Source organism: Acinetobacter sp. COS3, from assembly GCF_000475335.1.
Taxonomy (GTDB): Bacteria; Pseudomonadota; Gammaproteobacteria; order Pseudomonadales; family Moraxellaceae; genus Acinetobacter; species Acinetobacter venetianus.
This window is the reverse complement of the sequence record NZ_AXCD01000014.1, coordinates 52287-73076: the sequence shown is the minus strand read 5'-3', so window position 1 is coordinate 73076 and position 20790 is coordinate 52287. Positions and strand designations below refer to the sequence as shown.

General features: G+C 37.2%; 21 protein-coding genes. 14 read left to right on the top strand and 7 right to left on the bottom strand.

The annotated features are described in order from the left end of the window. Positions 1 to 220: 220 nt before the first annotated feature. Positions 221 to 1375, top strand: a complete 1155-nt coding sequence (locus IO68_RS24810; RefSeq protein WP_023013279.1) for a catalase family protein — start codon at positions 221 to 223, stop codon at positions 1373 to 1375. Positions 1376 to 1440: 65 nt separating this feature from the next. Here the strand turns inward: IO68_RS24810 and IO68_RS24805 are convergent, their stop codons facing one another. Then, complete coding sequence (locus tag IO68_RS24805; RefSeq protein WP_004879207.1) at positions 1441 to 1635, bottom strand: hypothetical protein; 195 nt, start codon at positions 1633 to 1635, stop codon at positions 1441 to 1443. A 111-nt stretch (positions 1636 to 1746) separates the two neighbouring features. Further along, positions 1747 to 1974, bottom strand: coding sequence for a hypothetical protein (locus tag IO68_RS24800; RefSeq protein WP_019384320.1), 228 nt, complete (start codon positions 1972 to 1974; stop codon positions 1747 to 1749). Positions 1975 to 2165: 191 nt separating this feature from the next. Between IO68_RS24800 and IO68_RS34050 the strand changes: the two genes are divergently transcribed. Both IO68_RS34050 and IO68_RS24790 read left to right on the top strand, forming a co-directional pair. Continuing rightward, the gene (locus IO68_RS34050) at positions 2166 to 2399 is read left to right on the top strand and encodes a hypothetical protein (RefSeq protein WP_004879202.1); all 234 of its coding nucleotides are present in this window, start codon (positions 2166 to 2168) and stop codon (positions 2397 to 2399) included. A 140-nt stretch (positions 2400 to 2539) separates the two neighbouring features. Next, a complete protein-coding gene (locus tag IO68_RS24790; protein WP_023013278.1) occupies positions 2540 to 3553 on the top strand; it encodes a hypothetical protein in 1014 nt (337 codons plus the stop codon). Between the two features lie 37 nt (positions 3554 to 3590). Here IO68_RS24790 and IO68_RS24785 read toward each other — a convergent pair whose 3' ends face one another. Continuing rightward, positions 3591 to 3803, bottom strand: coding sequence for a hypothetical protein (locus IO68_RS24785; RefSeq protein ID WP_023013277.1), 213 nt, complete (start codon positions 3801 to 3803; stop codon positions 3591 to 3593). Positions 3804 to 3988: 185 nt separating this feature from the next. Between IO68_RS24785 and IO68_RS24780 the strand changes: the two genes are divergently transcribed. The 5 genes from IO68_RS24780 to gcvH all read left to right on the top strand — a co-directional run bounded on the left by IO68_RS24780 (position 3989) and on the right by gcvH (position 8713). Then, positions 3989 to 4432, top strand: a complete 444-nt coding sequence (locus IO68_RS24780) for a BLUF domain-containing protein (protein WP_031234788.1) — start codon at positions 3989 to 3991, stop codon at positions 4430 to 4432. 323 nt (positions 4433 to 4755) lie between these two features. Next, positions 4756 to 6603, top strand: coding sequence for an ABC transporter ATP-binding protein (locus IO68_RS24775; RefSeq protein WP_019384316.1), 1848 nt, complete (start codon positions 4756 to 4758; stop codon positions 6601 to 6603). Beyond that, positions 6603 to 7043 (top strand): MaoC family dehydratase, encoded by a 441-nt coding sequence (locus IO68_RS24770; protein WP_019384315.1) that lies wholly within the window; start codon positions 6603 to 6605, stop codon positions 7041 to 7043. The genes IO68_RS24775 and IO68_RS24770 overlap by 1 nt, the downstream gene beginning before the upstream one ends. A gap of 128 nt (positions 7044 to 7171) precedes the next feature. Beyond that, on the top strand, positions 7172 to 8197 hold the full coding sequence (locus IO68_RS24765) for an AraC family transcriptional regulator (protein ID WP_004879189.1): 1026 nt from the start codon (positions 7172 to 7174) through the stop codon (positions 8195 to 8197). 141 nt (positions 8198 to 8338) lie between these two features. Further along, positions 8339 to 8713 carry a glycine cleavage system protein GcvH gene (gcvH, locus tag IO68_RS24760; protein ID WP_023013275.1) on the top strand — a complete coding sequence of 125 codons (375 nt, stop codon included), beginning with the start codon at positions 8339 to 8341 and terminating at the stop codon, positions 8711 to 8713. A 60-nt stretch (positions 8714 to 8773) separates the two neighbouring features. Here gcvH and aspA read toward each other — a convergent pair whose 3' ends face one another. Beyond that, entirely contained in the window at positions 8774 to 10216 is a 1443-nt protein-coding gene (gene aspA, locus IO68_RS24755) for an aspartate ammonia-lyase (RefSeq protein WP_031234787.1), read from the bottom strand. Positions 10217 to 10696: 480 nt separating this feature from the next. Here aspA and putP point away from each other — a divergent pair, with 480 nt between their 5' ends. Continuing rightward, positions 10697 to 12193: a sodium/proline symporter PutP gene (putP, locus tag IO68_RS24750; protein ID WP_023013273.1), complete on the top strand. Its 1497-nt coding sequence runs from the start codon at positions 10697 to 10699 to the stop codon at positions 12191 to 12193. Positions 12194 to 12234: 41 nt separating this feature from the next. Here the strand turns inward: putP and IO68_RS24745 are convergent, their stop codons facing one another. Continuing rightward, on the bottom strand, positions 12235 to 12726 hold the full coding sequence (locus IO68_RS24745; RefSeq protein ID WP_004879183.1) for an Lrp/AsnC ligand binding domain-containing protein: 492 nt from the start codon (positions 12724 to 12726) through the stop codon (positions 12235 to 12237). A gap of 120 nt (positions 12727 to 12846) precedes the next feature. Here IO68_RS24745 and putA point away from each other — a divergent pair, with 120 nt between their 5' ends. Next, complete coding sequence (gene putA, locus IO68_RS24740; RefSeq protein ID WP_023013272.1) at positions 12847 to 16611, top strand: trifunctional transcriptional regulator/proline dehydrogenase/L-glutamate gamma-semialdehyde dehydrogenase; 3765 nt, start codon at positions 12847 to 12849, stop codon at positions 16609 to 16611. A gap of 98 nt (positions 16612 to 16709) precedes the next feature. On the opposite strand, the gene IO68_RS24735 is transcribed toward putA, so the two are convergent. Beyond that, positions 16710 to 16970 (bottom strand): DUF2164 domain-containing protein, encoded by a 261-nt coding sequence (locus tag IO68_RS24735; protein ID WP_023013271.1) that lies wholly within the window; start codon positions 16968 to 16970, stop codon positions 16710 to 16712. Positions 16971 to 17145: 175 nt separating this feature from the next. Here IO68_RS24735 and IO68_RS24730 point away from each other — a divergent pair, with 175 nt between their 5' ends. The 3 genes from IO68_RS24730 to IO68_RS24720 all read left to right on the top strand — a co-directional run bounded on the left by IO68_RS24730 (position 17146) and on the right by IO68_RS24720 (position 19292). Then, on the top strand, positions 17146 to 17625 hold the full coding sequence (locus IO68_RS24730) for a GrpB family protein (protein WP_023013270.1): 480 nt from the start codon (positions 17146 to 17148) through the stop codon (positions 17623 to 17625). 93 nt (positions 17626 to 17718) lie between these two features. Then, complete coding sequence (gene trmA, locus IO68_RS24725) at positions 17719 to 18804, top strand: tRNA (uridine(54)-C5)-methyltransferase TrmA (RefSeq protein ID WP_019384309.1); 1086 nt, start codon at positions 17719 to 17721, stop codon at positions 18802 to 18804. A 260-nt stretch (positions 18805 to 19064) separates the two neighbouring features. Continuing rightward, the gene (locus IO68_RS24720; RefSeq protein ID WP_004879177.1) at positions 19065 to 19292 is read left to right on the top strand and encodes a hypothetical protein; all 228 of its coding nucleotides are present in this window, start codon (positions 19065 to 19067) and stop codon (positions 19290 to 19292) included. Between the two features lie 43 nt (positions 19293 to 19335). Here the strand turns inward: IO68_RS24720 and IO68_RS24715 are convergent, their stop codons facing one another. Further along, on the bottom strand, positions 19336 to 20070 hold the full coding sequence (locus tag IO68_RS24715) for a phosphodiester glycosidase family protein (RefSeq protein WP_031234785.1): 735 nt from the start codon (positions 20068 to 20070) through the stop codon (positions 19336 to 19338). Between the two features lie 172 nt (positions 20071 to 20242). On the opposite strand from IO68_RS24715, the gene IO68_RS24710 reads away from it, so the two are divergent. Continuing rightward, positions 20243 to 20776, top strand: a complete 534-nt coding sequence (locus tag IO68_RS24710) for a lecithin retinol acyltransferase family protein (RefSeq protein WP_007482380.1) — start codon at positions 20243 to 20245, stop codon at positions 20774 to 20776. Positions 20777 to 20790: the final 14 nt, after the last annotated feature.

The following is a 20790-nucleotide window of genomic DNA, read 5'->3' as shown; positions in this document are numbered from 1 at the left end:
CATAAAGCCTCATCATAAATTTTATTTTTCACGTAATTGTTAAGATAGATAAGCTTTTGAGTAAACTTAGGTATTTAAAATATATTTGAGTTTTGCGCTTTTCAGAATTCTTTTGAGTTTCAAAACATTTACAACCGTTTGATTGTCATTTACTTATCAATGCAACACAATGATTTAATATAACGACAACAACCAGAACAGCATAAATGAGGAATCAATCATGTTGAATCACAAATCCATGCTAACGCTGTTTGCGTTCTCCTCAATTTTCATCGCTGTGTCTGGATGTAGTGAAGAAATATATCAAAAGCCCCCGCTATCAATATTCAAGAATAATGAGACGAAAATTCCTTATCCACAAATAGACCAAGACTTGGGTGAGAAATTACAACAGAATGAAGCACTATTAGCACAAGAAATTTCAAAGACCATCGAGCAAACCATACGTAAACAGTATCAAAATGGTCATGCCCTACGTGATGCTCACCCCAAATCACATGGTTGTGTGCAAGCTGAATTTCATATCTTAAAGGACATTCCAAAGCAACTTGCCAAAGGCGTGTTTATACCAAACAAAACCTATCAAGCTTGGATTAGATTTTCCAATGCATCAGGTGATGCAACCCAAGCAGATAACAAAAAAGATGCTCGTGGCATAGCGATTAAAATTTTAGGCGTAGCTGGAAAGAAAATTCTAGAATCTAATCCTCAAGCAACAACTCAGGATTTTATTATGATTAATCATCCTGTTTTCTTCGTAAATGATGCCAAAAGATATTTGAGTTTTACCAAACACATTAGCGGTGATCATTTTACCGACAAAATTCAAGTTCCATTTGCACTCGGTATAAAAGGTACGATCAATGCTTTAGGTGCTCGTAACTCATTAATTGCAAATCCAATCCAAGCACGTTATTGGTCAATGGTCCCCTACCAACTTGGTATCGGTGAAAACCGACAAGCAGTAAAATACTCTGTGAGAGCATGTCAGCCTCAAAACGCAATTATTCCTAAAAATGCTGAACCAAACTTTCTAAGAAGCGCTTTGAAGAATACATTAGCTCATCAAGATGCTTGTATGGAGTTCCTCATTCAACCAAGAACATCCAACAAAATGCTTATTGAAGACTCGATGACAGAATGGAAAGAATCTGAAGCGCCTTTTTATCGCATCGCAACAATTCATATTCCACAACAAAACTTTGATACAGCAAAGCAAAATGAGTTCTGTGAAAATCTTTCGTTTACACCATGGCACGCCTTACCCGAACACAGACCACTCGGTGCGATCAATAGATTAAGAAAAGTGATTTATGAAGATATCAGCAGAGTCCGTCATGAAATGAATGCAGCACCACGACAAGAACCGAATTAATTAGATATTTAGCTTGTATGAGAAAATGAAGCTCTTAGTTACGAGCTTCATTTGTAGTCAACAGCTTACTGAACATTGAGTTCTGTATCTTTCGCAACAATCACGGAAGCGACCATTGGAACACCTAGAATGATTGGGACAACAATGATCCATAGGTCAGTTGTAAGTTTACTTGAGAAAAAGAAGTGGATGACGATTGCAGCTAAGGCCAACACGGAAAATAAAACAGCCATGAATCGAATTGCAAACTTGAGAAGCATTTTTTGATCCTATGAAATTGTTGTTAGCTTAAATTATATGCCTCTTTATCATGCAATAACATTACAAATTTTAAGGGATTTATCACTTTTTAAATATGTGTGATTGAAGCCTTACTCTCGATAAAAAATATTTAGATCTTTAATTAACTGATGCTTGGAAAACTCATCATAGATGTTTAATTTTAAAGAATTTATATAATTCTCTACAAAAATCATCCTATTGATTTCAGTATTTAATAAATTCTTTTCCATCAAAAATTTTTGATAGGCTGAAATTAAATAGTTTAAACGAAAACCTATACTTCGCTTCTTACGACTTTCCGAAATTTTATTTCCCATCTCTATAATCCCTCCAAAAGTATGAGGACTTACATCTTATTCATTAAATTTTTCTTCATTAATTGAAAAGTATAGCTTTAATATGACAGTTTTATGACAGAATTTTAATAATTCTTTCATAAATTCATGTAGATAAGTTAATTAACTTGTATTATTATTTCATAAATTCTTAAAAGTGATGCATTCATAGCATGAACGATACTAGTCTTTTAAACGAATTAAATTTAATGATTGATCATTATGTTTCTCGAAATGGGTCTAAACCAAGTCGAGTAATTCTGGGGTACAAAGCATATTCAACACTTATGAATGACCGAGAATTTGCGAAAGAGGTTACTAATTCAGCACTAGATCCCAATAAGCGCAAATATAGAAAGCTTAAAATTAAGGTGACTAAAGACGATTATCAGCTTGAATTAGAATAAAAGATTTAAAAGGAAGACCGAATAGCTGTTTAGTATCGATAGTACAAATCTATCAAAGTAGAAGTTAACACATATATACTTGTATATGTGTTAACTTAAAAACTATCAGTCCAGACATCCAAATACCTATGATTAAATCAATGTTAGGCATAAGAATTTTCTCTTTTTTTATTTTAAGCTCTATATTTAATGTCGAAGCTGGAGTACTAACATCTTTAAAAAAAAATACAGATATCACAGACATCTTAAACAAAGAAATCCAATCATCTGTCTCCACTTCCCTTTTAGAGATTCCTTCAGGGAAATATCTAATTGATGCTACAAAATCAATTCAAGTTAGAGACAATTTAAATTTGAAGTTACAATCAGACACAGAGCTTATAGTAATCCCAAATAATCAAAAGAATTATAGCGTATTCCAGATTCATAATGCTGAAAATGTTAGGATTACAGGAGGCATCATTACTGGTGATAGATATACTCATTTAGACACTACTGGCGAATGGGGAATGGGGATAGAAATCAAAGACTCCCAAAATATTTTCATTAATAATATGTCAATTAATGAAATGTGGGGTGATGCTATTTATATTGGCAGCAAAGGAAAAAATTCAAATTACAATATCACACTTAAAAATATAAAAATTAATGAAAACCGAAGACAAGGTATCAGTATTATTAGTGTTGACACATTAAATGCTGAAGATATTATAATATCCAATACTAAAGGGAAAAGTCCAATGAATGGTGTTGATATTGAACCTAACAACCACTCCAACATACTAAAAAATATAAATTTTTTAAATTTAATTTCATTTAATAATTTTGCAGCAGGTTTTGAGGTTTCATTAAAAAAATATGGAAATTCAAAAAATCTTATTTCAATTAATTTAAAAAATTACACTGATCACGGCTCAAGATTTGGTATAAAAATCAGTAATATACCCTCAAAAACAAAAGGTTATATTAATATCGAAAAAGCCTCATTAAAAAACAATAAAACTTCTAATTTGTGCTTCAAATCCGAAAGTCAGAATAAATTAAGAATAAATATCACAAAATTAAAGCATGATAAAGATTATGTTAAACTTCCGTCAGCATGGTGCGACTCACAAAACATTAACAAAAATCTTAAAATTGAGAAATTAATTTAACTATTTCAAAACTATAGTTCAAATCGCTTCAACTGAATTAAAAATCAACTTTGTATTGATAATTAAGATTAGAATTTTCGGGTATATTGTGAATATCTTGATCAGTCACAACACCCTGTTCAGGCATTTTAAAAGTATTAATTGCCTGATTTTCAGGAATAATCGGCGGTTTAATAGAATTCTCATAATTCATAGAAGAACAACCAACCAAGCTTGTTGCAAATACACACCCCATAAATAACTTCGTCATTACCGCCTCTTAATACTATAAAAATCACATAATCTAGCAAATAGTCTGCCGAATGTCTCATTCCTAATATTTATAGACAGTTGTAGTGATCTTGTAAGGTTCGGACAATTATTACGCTTAAAAATATACAAACCTTTGTTTTATCTATATAACTGAATGTGAACTTTAAAATGAGCATATCAATGATGAAGTCAGTAAGGCTTTTATACGTAAGTAAAATTAAGAATATTGACTCCAATCTAAAGACAAATTTGATTGAAATCCTAGATGAAGCAGTAGATTTTAATTATCGCAATGATGTTACTGGTGTTTTATATTATGGCCATGGATATTTTGTACAATGTCTTGAGGGTCAAAAAGATACCATCGATGATTTGTTCTATACAAAGATTGTCAAAGATGACCGACATGTTAATTGTGAAATTCTCTACTATGTTGAATGTGAAGATAATTTATTCTCACAATGGTCTATGAAATTTTCGCCAGTAAATCAAAATATTACTGATTTTTTTATGAAATATCATCTAGAAGAATTCAATCCCTATTTGCTAACGGCTGAAACGACTGAAAACTTTATCTCAGTATTGGCGGGTGAGCCAGAACTTGATGTAAATAGTTATGTAGCTTAATTTCTGTATAGATCAATAGAGTTGACTCATACGCTTCAGAACATTGGAACTCATTGAATGGATAAAATCCTTTAATGAGTTCTAGTCCTAGATAAATTACGCTCTTAAATTAAATTTCATGAATTAGTTCGACTACTTTTAGAAACGCTGAGTCCATTATAAAAAAGACTTTATTCAATCTCATCACTTGATAAATCAGCTCATTAATTTTTCCATTTAGTAAAAATAATATTTACTCGTTTGCTTTTCTCGTTACTCCTATCCATTTTCTGATATGCTACGAAAGCTAGGCGAATCGATACTTTTAATTAGAGGAAACAAGCATGTTGCAGTGGTTTGAAAAACTAGTCGACCCATACCCCACCAAAGACTTAAACAAACCATTACCAACCACATTTTTTGCATTTGTTTGGCAAGCAACAAAAGGCATTCGTCCATATCTCTTTATATTGATTGCGTGTACTGCTGCCGCAGCAAGCTTTGAAGCACTGTTCTTTTCTTATATTGGTAAATTAGTGGATTGGCTGACTCAAAGCCAACCGAGTGCCTTTTTAGACAACAATAAGCAAAATATCACGATTCTGATTAGCATTCTTTTCGCCAATATTTTCTTTGTTAGTTTGCAATCTGTCGTTAAACACCAAGTTTTATTTAGTAATTTTCCAATGCGAATGCGTTGGCGCTTTCACAATCTATTGCTTCAACAAAGCTTAGACTTTTTCCATACTGATTTCGCAGGTCGCCTTTCAGCGAAAGTCATGCAAACTGCTTTGGCAGTGCGTGAGTTTTGGATGATTCTCGGCGATATGTTGGTTTATGTGCTGATCTATTTCATCACCATCAGTTTAGTACTTGGATCAATCTCGCCTATTTTAATTGTGCCACTTATTTTATGGTTGGCTATTTTTATCATCATTGCGACGTATTTCATTCCTCGACTGGGCAAAATTTCTCAAGAGCAAGCGGATGCGCGTGCAATCATGACAGGTCGCGTGACCGATGCTTATACCAATATCCAAACCGTAAAATTGTTTGCTCATGCTGGTCGTGAAAGCCAATACGCCAAAGAGTCCATGAAAGAGTTCATGCTCACTGTTTATAAGCAAATGCGTTTGGGTGTCAAATACGAAATCAGTATTCGTTTCCTCAGTGCTTTTTTATACATTGGTGTAATTGGTACTTCTGTTTGGTTGTGGACACAAGGACAAGCTGCTATTGGCGTTATTGCAGCAACAACTGCAATGGTTTTGAAGTTGGATAGTATGGCTGAGTTTTTAATGTGGCATGTCACCATGCTGTTTGAAAATGTCGGTACGATTCAAGATGGAATGAAAACCTTAGGCAAGCCTGTTCAAATTCAAGATAAAGAAGATGCAACAGAACTTACAGTTCAAAAAGGTGAAATCCGTTTTGAAAATGTCAGCTTTGCTTATAATCAAAAAAATGTCATTGATCATTTTAACCTCACGATTAAACCAGGCGAAAAAATTGGTATTGTCGGTCGTTCTGGTGCTGGCAAATCAACACTGATTCAATTGCTTCTGCATTTCTATGATGTGAACCAAGGTCGTATTTTGATTGATGGTCAAAGTATTCATGATGTGACTCAAGATAGCTTACGCGCCAATATTGCGTTGGTAACTCAAGACACTTCTCTACTACATCGTACTGTTGCCGAAAACATTAAATACGGTCGTCCAAATGCGACTGAAGCTGAGGTTGAACTCGCAGTTAGAAAGGCTAAAGCAGAAGAGTTTATTCCACAGTTAACAGATCAAAAAGGTCGTGTTGGCTATGATGCATATGTCGGTGAACGTGGTGTAAAGCTGTCTGGTGGACAACGTCAACGTATTGCAATATCACGCGTTTTCTTAAAAGATGCGCCGATTCTTATTTTAGATGAAGCAACCAGTGCACTTGACTCTGAAGTCGAAGCTGCGATTCAAAGCAGTTTAAATGACTTGATGGTTGGCAAAACAGTCATTGCAATTGCACACCGTTTATCTACTATTGCTCAAATGGATCGTCTCATCGTACTTGATCAAGGCAGAATTGCTGAACAAGGTACACATGAGGAATTGATTGCTAATGATGGCTTGTATGCTCAACTTTGGAAACGACAAACAGGTGGTTTCTTGGTTGAACAACGAGTGACTCAGGAAACAGAATAATGTTGTATCTAGAAGACTTAAGTGTTGGAGATCATTTCATAAGCCGTGAATATGAAATGACGCTTGAAGAAGTGAAAAAATTTGCCAGTCAATATGACCCTCAACCCTTCCATTTAGATGAAGCCGCTGCTGCTGAACATCCTATTTTCCAAGGATTAGCAGCAAGTGGATGGCATACATCAGCCGTGACTATGCGTCTGTGGACTGAATGCTTTCCAATTGCGGGCGGGTTGCTCGGCTCTGAGTCTAGTTTACGATGGCCTCGCCCAACGCGTGTTGGTGATAAAATTCATGTAGAAGTTGAAATTACTGCAATTGTGCCATCTAAAACCAAAACTGACCGTGGTATTGTCAGCTACGTTACTCAAGCTTTGAACCAACATGGTGATGTGCTATTAATATCTACAACTAAAATCATGGTCTTTAGAAAACCAACTTAATTTTTGAACATGAGGTGACTCTCTTGTCCAACAATTTTTATGATTGATTATTTTATTTCATGTAAAGATGTTCAAAACCTAAATGATTAAAGATATTTGCAAAAATTGATGAGCGCCACGGAAAGCACATGAAAACGACCTCAACTCGTCAAGATCAAGGAATACCAGGCGTCTATGGCTTATTGTTATTAGATGTTGTTTCTCGTTGGGGATATAACGATGAAACTTTATTCGCTCCTTTTCATTTAACAAGCGAACAACTGGCTGATCCAAATTTTCGGATACCAACACCGATTGCCAACGAACTCGTAAAACACTCTTTACGCCTTACAGGTGAAAGTACACTTGGATTTCATTTAGGTACGCAAATGCGTATCTCAATTCATGGTTTTATTGGCTATGCGATCATGACTGCTCACGACATTACAGATGCAATTGCCTTGGCGAGTCGCTTTATTCAATTACGATTACCCTTTTTACAACTTTATTTTTCTACTTTTGGTCCTAAAGCTACTTTACAGCTTCAATGTGATATCGATGTTGAACCATTACGTACTGAGATTATTTTAGGTTTGACGATTGGCATCATGACGATGGCAAAAGCTTTAACGGGTATTGAAGATCTTAATGGTGAAGTTGATTTAGATTTTCCCGAACCTCAAGGTTTTGATAAGTATAAAGATAAGTTAACGAGCACCGTTCGTTTTAACCAACCACACTTAATTTCTAGCTTTGATAAAAAATATCTTGGCTTAAAAATGGTCAATGCTGATCCAATTGCAAGCCAAATTGCGATCAACCAATGTGAAACTGAATTGTCAGCTTTAGGTGAACGTCGTCGTTTAGCTATGCGTGTTCGTGATATTTTAACCAACTCAGAACAACATTACTTAAGCATTGAAAGTGTTGCAGAACGACTGCATATGTCTGATAGAACCCTCAAGCGACAGTTAGCCGCTGAAGGAACATCATTTTCAACACTGGTTGATGAAGTTCGTTACCGTCATGCAACGTCTTTACTGTCACGTACAGATTATAGTTTAGAGCAGATTGCCGATGAATTAGGTTATTCAGACGTTGCCAACTTTAGCCGTGCATTCAAACGCTGGAGTGGTCGTAGCCCGAGTAACTGGCGTAAAGATCCATATTTATAAAGTTAGAATTTGTTGGGTGACTTCAAGAATGACTCAACAATCTCTAAAAGTACTTATTTTATAAATGCTTTTGCTTTTGTTTTGATTAAAAAACATGTATAAAGCCACAGAAATGATGAGACAAATTGTTAAGGAGTTGTCATGAATCATCCAGCTGATTTGAAATATGCGCGTACGCATGAATGGGTAAGAATTGAAGGTGATTTGGTTGTTACAGGAATTAGCGACCACGCGCAAGAAGAGCTAGGTGATCTAGTTTATGTTGAAGCTCCAGAAGTTGGCAGCCATGTTACGGCAACTGAACAAGCTGGTATTGTTGAATCAGTGAAGACTGCTTCTGATATTCACGCACCTGTTTCAGGTACAGTGGTCGAAGTAAATACTGATCTTGAAGACGATCCTGATTTTGTAAATGAAGAGCCTTACGGTAAAGGCTGGATTTATAAAATCAAACCAGACAATATCGCAGATGTAGAAAAATTACTTTCTAACAGCGAATATGAATCAGGTTTTTAATTTTTATAAATTTAAAAAAGCCTAGTCATTGAACTAGGCTTTTTTTATGACATGAATTATCTATGCAACGTAATCAACTGGATAGCCGTCGACTTCAGAAACTAGATTTTCAAAAGAGAAAATTTCATCAAGCTGTTCTTGAGTCAATAACTCACGCTCCAATACAACTTCTTGGATGGTTTTATTTTCAGCGATACATTGCTTACCTATCTCATCACACAAAGCATGTCCCAATAAAGGATCAAGTAAGGTAATAATCCCGACACTACGCATCACTGCGTCATGACACGCTTGTTCATGCGCCTTAATACCGCGTACACATTTTTCATCCAGACTTTGAATCGCATGTGTCAGTAGCTCAATTGATTCATTCAATGAAATCGCAATCACTGGTTCCATCACGTTTAGCTGTAATTGACCTGCTTCAGCAGCGAAAGTAATGGTTAAATCATTGCCAATCACTTTAAATGCAATTTGGTTTACCACTTCAGGAATAACTGGGTTTACTTTTGCTGGCATGATTGAAGAACCAGCTTGTAATTCTGGCAATTGGATTTCACCTAAACCAGTACGAGGGCCTGAACTTAACAATCGCAAATCATTACTGATTTTTGAAAGCTTACACGCCAAACGCTTCAAAGCACTGGATAAAATGATGAAAACACCACAGTCACTGGTTGCCTCAACATAATCTTCAGCACCAACCAGTTTTAAACCCGTAATATCTTTTAGACAGGTTACGACTTTTGCTGCATAGCCTTTCGGCGTATTTACACCAGTACCAATTGCCGTTGCACCTAAGTTCACTTCAAGCAACAATTCGCGAGTACGCTTAATTAAACGAACATCTTCTTTTAATAAGGTTGCGAATGCATGGAATTCTTGCCCAAGTGTCATCGGCACAGCATCTTGCAGTTGCGTACGCCCCATTTTTAAAACATAACGGAACTCAATCGCTTTATTTTCAAATGAAGTAATTAATTTATCCATCTGTGTAAATAAAGCATCCAAAGAGCAATACGTTGATAAGCGGATCGCTGTAGGATAGACATCATTGGTAGATTGAGATTTATTGACGTGATCATTCGGATGAATCACATCATATTTACCTTTTTGATGACCCAATGATTCTAATGCAATATTTGCAATGACTTCATTGGTGTTCATATTGATGGAAGTTCCTGCACCGCCTTGATAAATATCAATTGGGAAAGAATCTTGCCATTTTTCAGTTTCATTGATTAAAGCATCACATCCATGCTGGATAGCAATACTTTGAGTTTCCGTCAGTTTTCCAAAACTTAGGTTCGCTTGAGCTGAAGCCTTTTTTACCTGTGCTAGCGCACGAATAAAATAGCCATTTTGTCCAACTTTCTGCGAAGATATTTTAAAATTCTCTATTGCACGTAAAGTATGAATTCCATAATAACAATCAGCAGGAACTTCTTTCGCGCCGAGCAAGTCATGCTCTATTCTTATAGTTGCCGTTTGAACCGTGTTCACTTTCCATTTCTCTCAGACGATGCACCTTATTGGTGCGAGACATTAATATGGAAGATTTAGAGTAAATATTCATTAGCAAAATTGCTTAACATTACGTATTTTTTATAGTGAAATTTCTCTGCTTTGTTGCAAATGTAACATCATGTTTCATTTATTTTGCCTACTTTTCACACCCATATCGCTGTTTTTTGGCTTGGAGAATATACTTTTGTAACTAACTAAAACGTCGTACCGTTTTTTTGAGCTAAAATCTCATTTTTTTACGCAAGAAAAAATGCTTTTTTTCAGATTAAAAAACGAATATTCATACACTTATTTTAAATTACACAAACAATACATAAAATATACACAAAGTTAACAGTATTTCAAAAAACAAACGTGCTTGAATCTGTGACCTTATCAATCCAAGGAATAGTGGATCATTTTTTGACTATTCGGATGTGATTGCAAATTATGGATATGTAAGGACAGGCATCCATTATGAATTTTTCTAATCCCACAGTTGTTGTATTCGTGGTATACATCGCTGCCATGCTCGGCATCGGTCTATACGCCTATTTTTCCACCAAAAATCTTGATGATTATATTCTTGGAGGCCGAAGTTTAGGCAGTTTTGTTACCGCTTTATCTGCTGGTGCATCGGATATGAGTGGTTGGTTGCTCATGGGCTTACCAGGCGCAATTTACCTAACTGGTTTATCAGAATCGTGGATTGCAATCGGTTTGATCATTGGTGCATGGCTGAACTGGTATTTGGTTGCAGGTCGTTTACGTGTGCATACCGAAGTACAAAACAATGCCCTCACCCTGCCTGATTATTTTACTGGTCGTTTTGATGATCAGAAAAAAATCTTACGCGTCACATCTGCATTGATTATTCTGATCTTTTTTGCAATTTATTGTGCTTCAGGTATGGTTGCTGGTGCTCGATTATTTGAAACCCTATTCCACTTACCGTATCAAACTGCGCTTATGTTAGGTGCTTTTGCAACCATTGGTTATGTGTGTATCGGTGGTTTCTTAGCAATCAGCTGGACAGATACTTTCCAAGCAGGCTTAATGATTTTCGCATTATTGCTTCTCCCTATCGTGACGTACATGTCATTAGGAATTGGCGCGGAAGAGTTTACAGCGATTGTAGAAAGTGCACGTCCACACGCTTATGATTTTGTTTCGAATTTAAGTTTTGTTGCGATTCTATCAGCGGCGGCTTGGGGTTTAGGCTATTTTGGTCAACCTCATATCCTCGTTCGCTTTATGGCTGCTGATTCTGTTAAATCAATTCCTGCTGCCCGCCGCATTGGTATGACTTGGATGGTCCTATGCTTGATTGGTGCAGTTGGTTCTGGTTTCGTCGGTATCGCATACTTCCAACAACATCCTGAGTTTGCCGCTGCTGTTAGTGCTAACCCTGAAACTGTGTTCATGGAACTCACCAAAATTTTATTTAACCCTTGGGTTGTTGGTGTGATCCTTGCTGCAATTTTATCTGCTGTGATGAGTACGTTGAGCTGTCAGCTTCTTGTCTGCTCTAGTGCGTTGACGGAAGATTTGTACAAAGGCCTTTTCCGTAAAAATGCATCTCAAAAAGAGTTGGTTTGGATCGGTCGTGCAATGGTACTTGCTGTTGCATTGCTTGCACTCTCTTTAGCTCAAAACCCAGACAGTAAAGTACTTGGTTTGGTTGCTTATGCATGGGCTGGTTTCGGTGCTGCTTTTGGTCCATTGATTATTCTTTCATTGTTCTGGAAGCGTATGACGCTAAACGGTGCATTGGTAGGTATGATCGTTGGTGCTGTTACGGTAATCGTATGGAAGAACTTCTTCGGCGATACTGGTATTTACGAAATCATTCCAGGCTTCGTTCTCGCTTTAATCAGCATCGTTGTGGTGAGCTTACTTGGTAAAGCACCAAACTCGACTGTGACAAGACGCTTTGAACAAGCTGATGAAATCTATACACGCGAAATGAAATAATTCATTGAGAAATTTAAGGGGCTTTAGAGCCCCTTTTTTAATTAGAATTTTGAACGTGATTTAATTTTTATTTTCGAGCTATCTTTGACCACCTGCATCACTGGATAACTCCGAGTCTCTTTTACCCCCGGCAACTGCCATAAGATCTGCCCCGCAATACGACGAAACTCCTCCATCCCTCCACTACGCAGCTTAATTAAAAAATCAAAGCCACCGCTCACCATATGACATTCAACAATCTCAGGATATTGCGTTACAGCGTCGATGAAATCATCCAAAACGTGCGGCGTGGTTTTATCAAGTAACACTTCTACAAACACGAGAAAGTTCGCATTGAGCTTGTTTGGATTGAGTTTTGCCTCATACCCCAAGATGAATTCGTCTTTCGTTAACTTCTGCACACGCGCCATTACAGCTGTGGGTGAAAGGTTCACAAGTTCGGCTAATTTACTGTTAGAAATTCTCCCATCTGTTTGAAGAATATCCAAAATTTTCAGATCCGTCCGATCTAAGGTATAAATAGGGCTATTCAACTGAATTTTCCTCTAAAAAATGGGTAAAATATAGTGAGTTACTCGGGTTTTATTCTGTAATCATAAATTATCTAAACCTCTCTACTCAATATGTACTAGAGATTGTTATTGGAATTTAGTATGAATACTTTGGATATCCCCGCACAAATGGACACGGCTCACAACAATGGTGGTTATATCACCGAATTTAAAGAAAAAAGTGAGCTTGAGCAACGCATTAATACTGCTTGGCGACGTGCAGAGCCAGAAGCCGTAGCAGAACTTGCTGAAGCAGCTAATATTTCTCCTGATCTTGATCAAAAAATTTATGAATTGGCTTTTGACCTTGCCCATAACTTACGTGAGCGTAAAAGTTCAGCGGGTAAAGCAGGCATCGTTCAAGGCTTACTACAAGAGTTCTCACTTTCTTCACAGGAAGGTGTTGCGCTTATGTGTTTGGCTGAAGCATTACTTCGTATTCCAGACACGGCAACACGCGATTTACTCATTCGTGACAAAATCAACCAAGGTAACTGGAAAGAACACGTTGGCCAAAGTAGCCTCATGTTCGTCAATGCTGCTGCTTGGGGCTTAATGCTTACTGGCAAGTTAATGGAAACGCCTAAGCAAACCAGTTTATCAAGCGTATTGACAGGCCTTCTCGCACGCAGTGGTCGCGGCATCATTCGTAAAGCCGTTGATGTAGCTATGCGTATGATGGGTGAACAATTCGTTACTGGCGAAACCATCGAAGAAGCACTTGAACATGCTAAACCACTTGAGCACAAAGGCTTCCGCTACTCGTATGATATGCTTGGTGAAGCTGCGCTGACTGACCATGATGCTGAGCGTTATTATAACGACTACACTCAAGCCATTCATGCGATTGGTAAAGCATCTAATGGTCGTGGTGTTTACGAAGGCCCAGGTATTTCAATCAAACTTTCTGCGTTGCACCCACGTTACCAACGTGCGCAAATTGATCGTGTTCACAACGAACTTTATAACAAAGTTTATGAACTAGCGTGTTTAGCTAAACACTATGACATCGGTTTAAATATCGATGCAGAAGAGTCAGAACGTCTCGAAATTTCTTTAGAGCTACTTGAGCGTCTTTGCTTTGAGCCAAAACTTGCTGACTGGAAAGGTATAGGCTTCGTTATTCAAGCTTACCAAAAACGCTGCTTCTTCGTTGTAGATTACATCGTTGATCTTGCGAAACGTAGTAACAAACGTTTAATGATCCGTTTGGTGAAAGGTGCATACTGGGATAGCGAAATCAAGAAAGCGCAAATCGACGGTATGACAGACTACCCTGTGTTTACTCGTAAAGTTCACACGGACTTGTCTTACATTGCTTGCGCGAAAAAATTACTTGCTGCGCCTGATCAAGTGTATCCGCAATTCGCAACACATAACGCTCAATCGCTTGCAACGATTTACAACCTTGCTGATCCAAGTAAATATTACCCAGGTCAATATGAGTTCCAATGCTTACACGGTATGGGTGAGCCATTGTATGAACAAGTTGTAGGTTCAAAAGAAGATAAAAAATTGGGGATTCCTTGCCGCGTCTACGCGCCTGTAGGTAACCATGAAACCTTATTGGCTTATCTTGTTCGCCGTTTACTTGAAAATGGTGCGAATACATCATTCGTAAACCGTATTGCAGATAAGACTTTGAAGGTTGAAGATCTAATTCAATCTCCAATCAAAGATATTCAAACTGCTGCGAAAGATGAAGGTCAGCTCGGATTAAAACATCCTGCAATTCCTCTTCCGCACAACTTATATCCATTACGTCCAAACTCAAATGGCTTTGATTTAAACAATGATCAACCATTAACAGATTTAGACAAAACGGCTCAACAATTACGTAACCGTGTTTGGAACAGCACGCCTTTACTTGGCTTCGAATCTACAGTTCATCCAGAAAGTAATGCTCTTGCAATTACAAACCCTGCACAAAACAGTGAAATCGTGGGTTATGTAAATGAAGCAACAAGTGCTGACGTACAACTTGCATTAGAAGCAGCAGTACAAGCGCAACAAACTTGGGCGATGACAGACAAATTCGAGCGTGCCGCTTGTTTAAAACGCGCTGCTGATTTGATGGAATCTCGTATTCAAGAACTTATGGTTTTACTTTGCCGTGAAAGCGGTAAAACCTATGCCAATGCGATTGCAGAAGTTCGTGAAGCTGTTGACTTCTTACGTTACTACGCAACACAAATTGAAAACTTACCAGCAAACGCACAAGTTAAACCATTGGGTACAGTGTTGTGTATCAGTCCATGGAACTTCCCTCTTGCGATTTTCTCTGGTCAGATTGCAGCAGCGTTAGTAAGCGGTAACTGTGTTATTGCAAAACCAGCTGAGCAAACACCACTTATCGCAGCTCAAGCAGTACAAATGCTTTGGGAAGCAGGTGTTCCACATGGTGCAGTACAACTTCTACCGGGTCGTGGTGAAACAGTTGGTGCTCAACTAAGCCAAGATGATCGTATTCAAGGCATTATGTTTACTGGTTCTACAGAAGTTGCAAAAATCTTGCAAAAGACTGTAGCAAAACGCTTATCACCAAATGGTCAACCAATTCCGTTAATTGCGGAAACGGGTGGTCAAAACGCTATGATCGTTGACTCATCAGCTTTAACAGAACAAGTTGTATTAGACGTTGTAAGCTCAGCATTTGATAGTGCTGGTCAACGTTGTTCTGCACTTCGTATCTTATGTGTACAACAAGACAGTGCAGCGACAGTCGTTAAGATGTTGAAAGGTGCAATGCAGCAATTGATCGTTGGGAATCCAGCAATCTTAAAAACTGATATTGGTCCTGTTATCGATCAAGAAGCAAAACAAACGATTGATAATCACATTCAAAAGATGAAATCTAAGGGCTACCCTGTTCATCAATTGATGTTCAATGATGCTGCAAGCCAACAAGCACTTGCACAAGGTACTTTCGTTCCGCCTACAGCGATCGAACTTCCAAACCTTGATGATCTTGAACGTGAAGTATTTGGTCCTGTGTTGCACATCATCACGTATAAATACGGTGAACTTGAGCAACTGATCGACCGCATCAACGCCAAAGGTTATGGCTTAACAATGGGTCTCCATACTCGTATTGATGAAACGATTAATACAGTCATTCAACGTGCAGAAGTGGGTAACTTGTATATTAACCGCAACATCGTTGGTGCAGTTGTTGGTGTACAACCATTTGGTGGTGAAGGCTTATCTGGTACTGGTCCAAAAGCAGGTGGTCCACTTTATATGTATCGTTTGATGGAACATTGTTCTGAGAAAGTTTTAGCAACACCGTTTGCTGTTAAATCTGAACTCTCTCAGTTTGATGCAGTATCAAATGTTGCATATCAAAACTTGTTAACTTGGGCACAAAAACATATGGCTCAAGCAATTCCAGAAACCCCAGCATTCGGTGTTGGCAAATTCTACGAGTTGCAAGGCCCTACTGGTGAGAGCAACCAATACATCATCTTACCTCGCCATTGTGTACTTTCAATTGCAAACGATGAACGTGGTCAATTGCAACAACTCCTCGCAGTTTTTGCAGTAGGTAGTTCAGCAGCTGTGTTAAAAGACAATATGTTCTTAGCAAAACATCAAGCTTCATTACCTAAAGAAGTTTTAGCGGCAATCAAAGTTATTTCTAATGTTGAAACTGACCAGTTTGATGCTGTACTTCATCATGGTTCTGTTGAGCAATTATCAGATCTTCAAAACAAAATTGCGAACCGTTCTGGAGCAATCGTGGGCATTACTCATCTTCAAACAGATGAGCAGATTCCTTTAGAACGTCTAGTCATTGAACGCGCTATTAGCGTAAATACTGCTGCTGCCGGTGGTAATGCGAGTTTAATGACTTTATCTGAAGACTAATTTAAGTCTTCAATCTCCCAGCCCGAATCATGTTCTACATGGTTCGGGTTTTTCATTTTTAGAGATTATTGTCCCAGAGTACTGTGCCTTTTCAGTATTTAAGCTTTCGACTTTTCTTTTGTTAAAACAAAAAGGTCATCATTCAAATAAGCAAAACGCTCTGCCAACCATTCATGTGTATCATTCAAAGCTTGGTTGTAAAAATAAGGCCCGAACTCCTCAACAATAAAGTCCAATAAAAACTGTGCAGGTAAATTCCCTAAATCTACATCTAACTCTTTCAGCACATATTTTTTCAATGCGTGCAGCAATTGCTCATGAGTTAACTCATCAAATTCAATAGTTTTCTTTTTCACCATGAGTTTATCTCTCATCTCGTCCAAATATAATTACAGTCAATTTAACAGCATCGTGCAATCACATAACGTCGTAAAATGACGCATAAACCTATTCTTTTCTTATTTTTAAATATATACGTTCAAAACTAGGTACATAACTTGCTGCGTTTTTATATAAATTTTTAGAGGAAGAATAATGCAGTTTTTTCCAGCAATTGAATATCAGCAGAAAGCTGCTGAGCTTTTTGAAAAATATAAAAGTGAAATACTTTCGCTAACCCCAAATGCGATTGTTGAACATATTGGTTCTTCAGCAATCCCTCATGCAATTTCAAAGGGTGACTTAGATATCTATATAGAGGTGCCCGCTCAGCAATTTTCACGAACAATAGAGCAACTTAAAACATTAGGATTTAAAGAAAAATTCAATACTTTACGCACTGACGAACTGTGTATACTTGAAAGCCAAGCATCTGATGAGGATGTTGCCTTCCAAATAGTGGTCACTGGATCAAAATTTACTAATTTTCTCATTTTTAGAGATCGCTTGAGGAATTCAGCTCAGCTAGTACACCAATATAATGAGTTAAAACAAAACTGTATGGGTTTATCGCCAGATGAATATCGACAAATCAAAGCTGAATTTATTGATCGAGTTTTAAGTACAAATCTATGAGATAAACATATGAATTTGATAATTTCCATCCACCTCATACGCCTTTTTTGATACCATGCCTTGTTTAAATTTCACCTATAGTTTTCATTATTTATGACTGTATCTTACCAACAGCAACTTCAAGAGAAAGTTGAACGAATTACCGCACAATTTGCACCGTTCAATCCACCAGCTTTAGAAGTGTTTCAATCACCAGAACAACATTTCCGTATGCGTGCTGAGTTTCGTATCTGGCACACTGAAGAAGATTTGTTCTATGCAATGTTTGAACGTGCTGAAGACGGTAAGCAAAAACAAGTCATTCGTGTAGATGAGTTTCCAATCGCAGATCGTCACATTAATGATTTAATGCCACGCTTATTAGAAGAATTAAAAGCAAACCCTATTTTATCTCAGCGTATTTTTGAAGCTGATTTTCTGTCGACACTGAGTGGAGAAATGCTTGTCACGCTGATTTATCACCGTAAATTAGATGCTGAATGGGAAGTTGCAGCAAAAGCGCTAGCTGAAAAACTAAATATTAAAATTATGGGCCGTAGCCGCGGTCAAAAAGTAATTATTGGTGACGACTACGTGGTTGAACAACTGAATGTTCATGGTCGTACATTTAAATACAAACAAATTGAAAGTAGCTTTACTCAGCCAAATGCGCAAGTGTGCCAACATATGCTTGAATGGGCATGTGATGCCGCTGAAGGAGCTCAAAAAGATTTACTGGAGTTGTACTGTGGAAATGGGAATTTCACCCTACCACTCTCATTAAAATTCAAACGTGTACTTGCGACTGAGCTTGCAAAATCATCTGTTTACGCCGCGCAATGGAATATCGAACAGAACCAAATCGAAAATATTCAAGTTGCACGTTTATCTGCTGAGGAATTCACGCAAGCTTATCAAGGTGAGCGTGAGTTTAGGCGTTTACAAGAAGCAGAGATCGACATCAAAAGTTATGCGTTCGATACTGTTTTTGTCGATCCACCGCGTGCGGGGATTGATGATGAAACGCTTAAACTGTTACAAGGCTTTGAACGTATTATTTATATCTCATGTAACCCAGATACGCTACATGATAACTTAGGGACACTAGCACAAACGCATCGCATCACAAAGTTTGCTATGTTTGACCAGTTCCCTTTTACTCATCATGTTGAATCTGGTGTTTTACTTGAAAAGATTTAAACAAATTATTTCAACGTAAATTTTATATATAAAGGGTTGCAATAACCCTTTATTTTTTCAGCAAGTTTAAATATTAAATCCGAGTAAAAAAGTCATATATATCAAAGATCAAGTCATCAAATCGTCATAATTTCGTTTATCTTCCAAATGTTTATCGAAAAAATTGAAGTTCGATTGCTGCTTTTATCACTTTAGCTGACTTGTTTTTTATTTTAAAGCGGCTATATTTCGATCTATGTTAGTTTGTGAATGAAGGCTCTATGAGTTTTTGGCAAAAAATGTTCAGTGCAGATCAACAGTATAACGAACAGAAGAATCAAACTTCTTGCGTTGAAAATGATTGTTCTTGCAAATCAAATGAACAACTATTGGATGCTTTAGTAAAAGCAACTGATGAAGATGTCATTAAGGGCATCAAGAAAGTACTAATTTCTCGCGGCTACAGCCGCAAAGAGTTACTGGCGATGATCAATCCACCAGTACAATAAGAAAGAAAGCCTTAATCTCTCCTTGAAAGATTAGGGCTTTTTACTATTTACAGGCTTTTCTATCTATTTCCGCAACAATTGGCCCTAAATTCGATCTTTTATCATGTCGTTTAGTTTTATCTAAATATAAGCTTGAAATTGAACCATCCAAATACAAAGCCTGATCAATCTGCAATTGCTGTTTAAAAAATTGGGCAAACTGATAAAAACTGACTCTCTGTTGTGAAATTACGAAATACAATTGATTATCTTTGATCCCTACACCATTTCTAATTTTTAAAGAATTTGAGTTTGGCAAAAATTGGGGATTGATCTTTCCATCATTGATTAACATCGGTCCTGATTGTGTCGCAAAAAGCGCCCTAAATTTACTTTTCTTATAATCTGCCGTGGTTTGAATCACAGCTTTTTGATGATTCCATGCCAGTACGCCATTGGGTTGCATAAAGAAGTTCCCAAAGCCAGTATCCTCATTTAACTGAGATGTTTGTTTGGCATGCTCTACATACAAACCGACAGGCCGAAAGTCCCCATGATACATTCCTGCGTTCATTGCAAAACTCATTTGAGCACAAGCTGAAAGGTCTGCTTGAAGACGAGAAAAACTTTGATAATAACGATCTAAATTTTTATTTTTTAAAAATAATTCTAACTGATCTAGTTTTTCAACTTTAATCACGTCATACGTGATCTGATCGACCCGAATACTTTGATATTGTGCTGCATGTAATTCAGCTACCGAGTACATTGATAAAAAAGCTAAAAGCCAAATCTTCATCGTCATTTTATATATGAAGCCAATTTTTATTATTTTCACATAGCAAAATCAATCCTGAAAACAGCAGATACAAACTCAACACATAATCATAGGATTCTATGTCTAAATATGCTCGATTGATTCATTATTTTTCACTAAAATAACACTGTAAATACAATATTTTTGTATCAGCATGCAGCAAAAACATCAACGCTTCCCTCTTGGTGCACACCTGATCGTAAAACACTTTGGTTATAGCCATCATGGAATTTATGCAGGTCGTGGACGGGTCATCCATTACTCAGGTTTTGCTCATATTTTCAAAAAGCATCCGATTGAAATGACCTCTATCCAACGTTTCGCACGTGGAAAAACGATCTACACAAGAGACTACCAATCACCACGCTACAAAGCAAAGGCTGTTGTTCGGCGTATGCGCTCACGTATGCATGAAAACCATTACCATTTGATTATTAATAATTGTGAACATCTCTGTACGTGGGCAATTACAGGTATAGAATCCAGTACTCAAGTTGAACGAATGCAAAGGCGTTTGGCAACAATTGGTTATGTCAGCTCAATTATGAGTTATATGAATAGTATTATGCTTACGGTTGCTACAGCATGTTTTGCTATCGTGTTATACATCAAAATCATGCTCCGTCGTCAAGCCAAGAAATCCACACCAGCATATTTATTACTGAAAGAGAAACAGACTAAAAAGTGATAATAGTAAGGTTC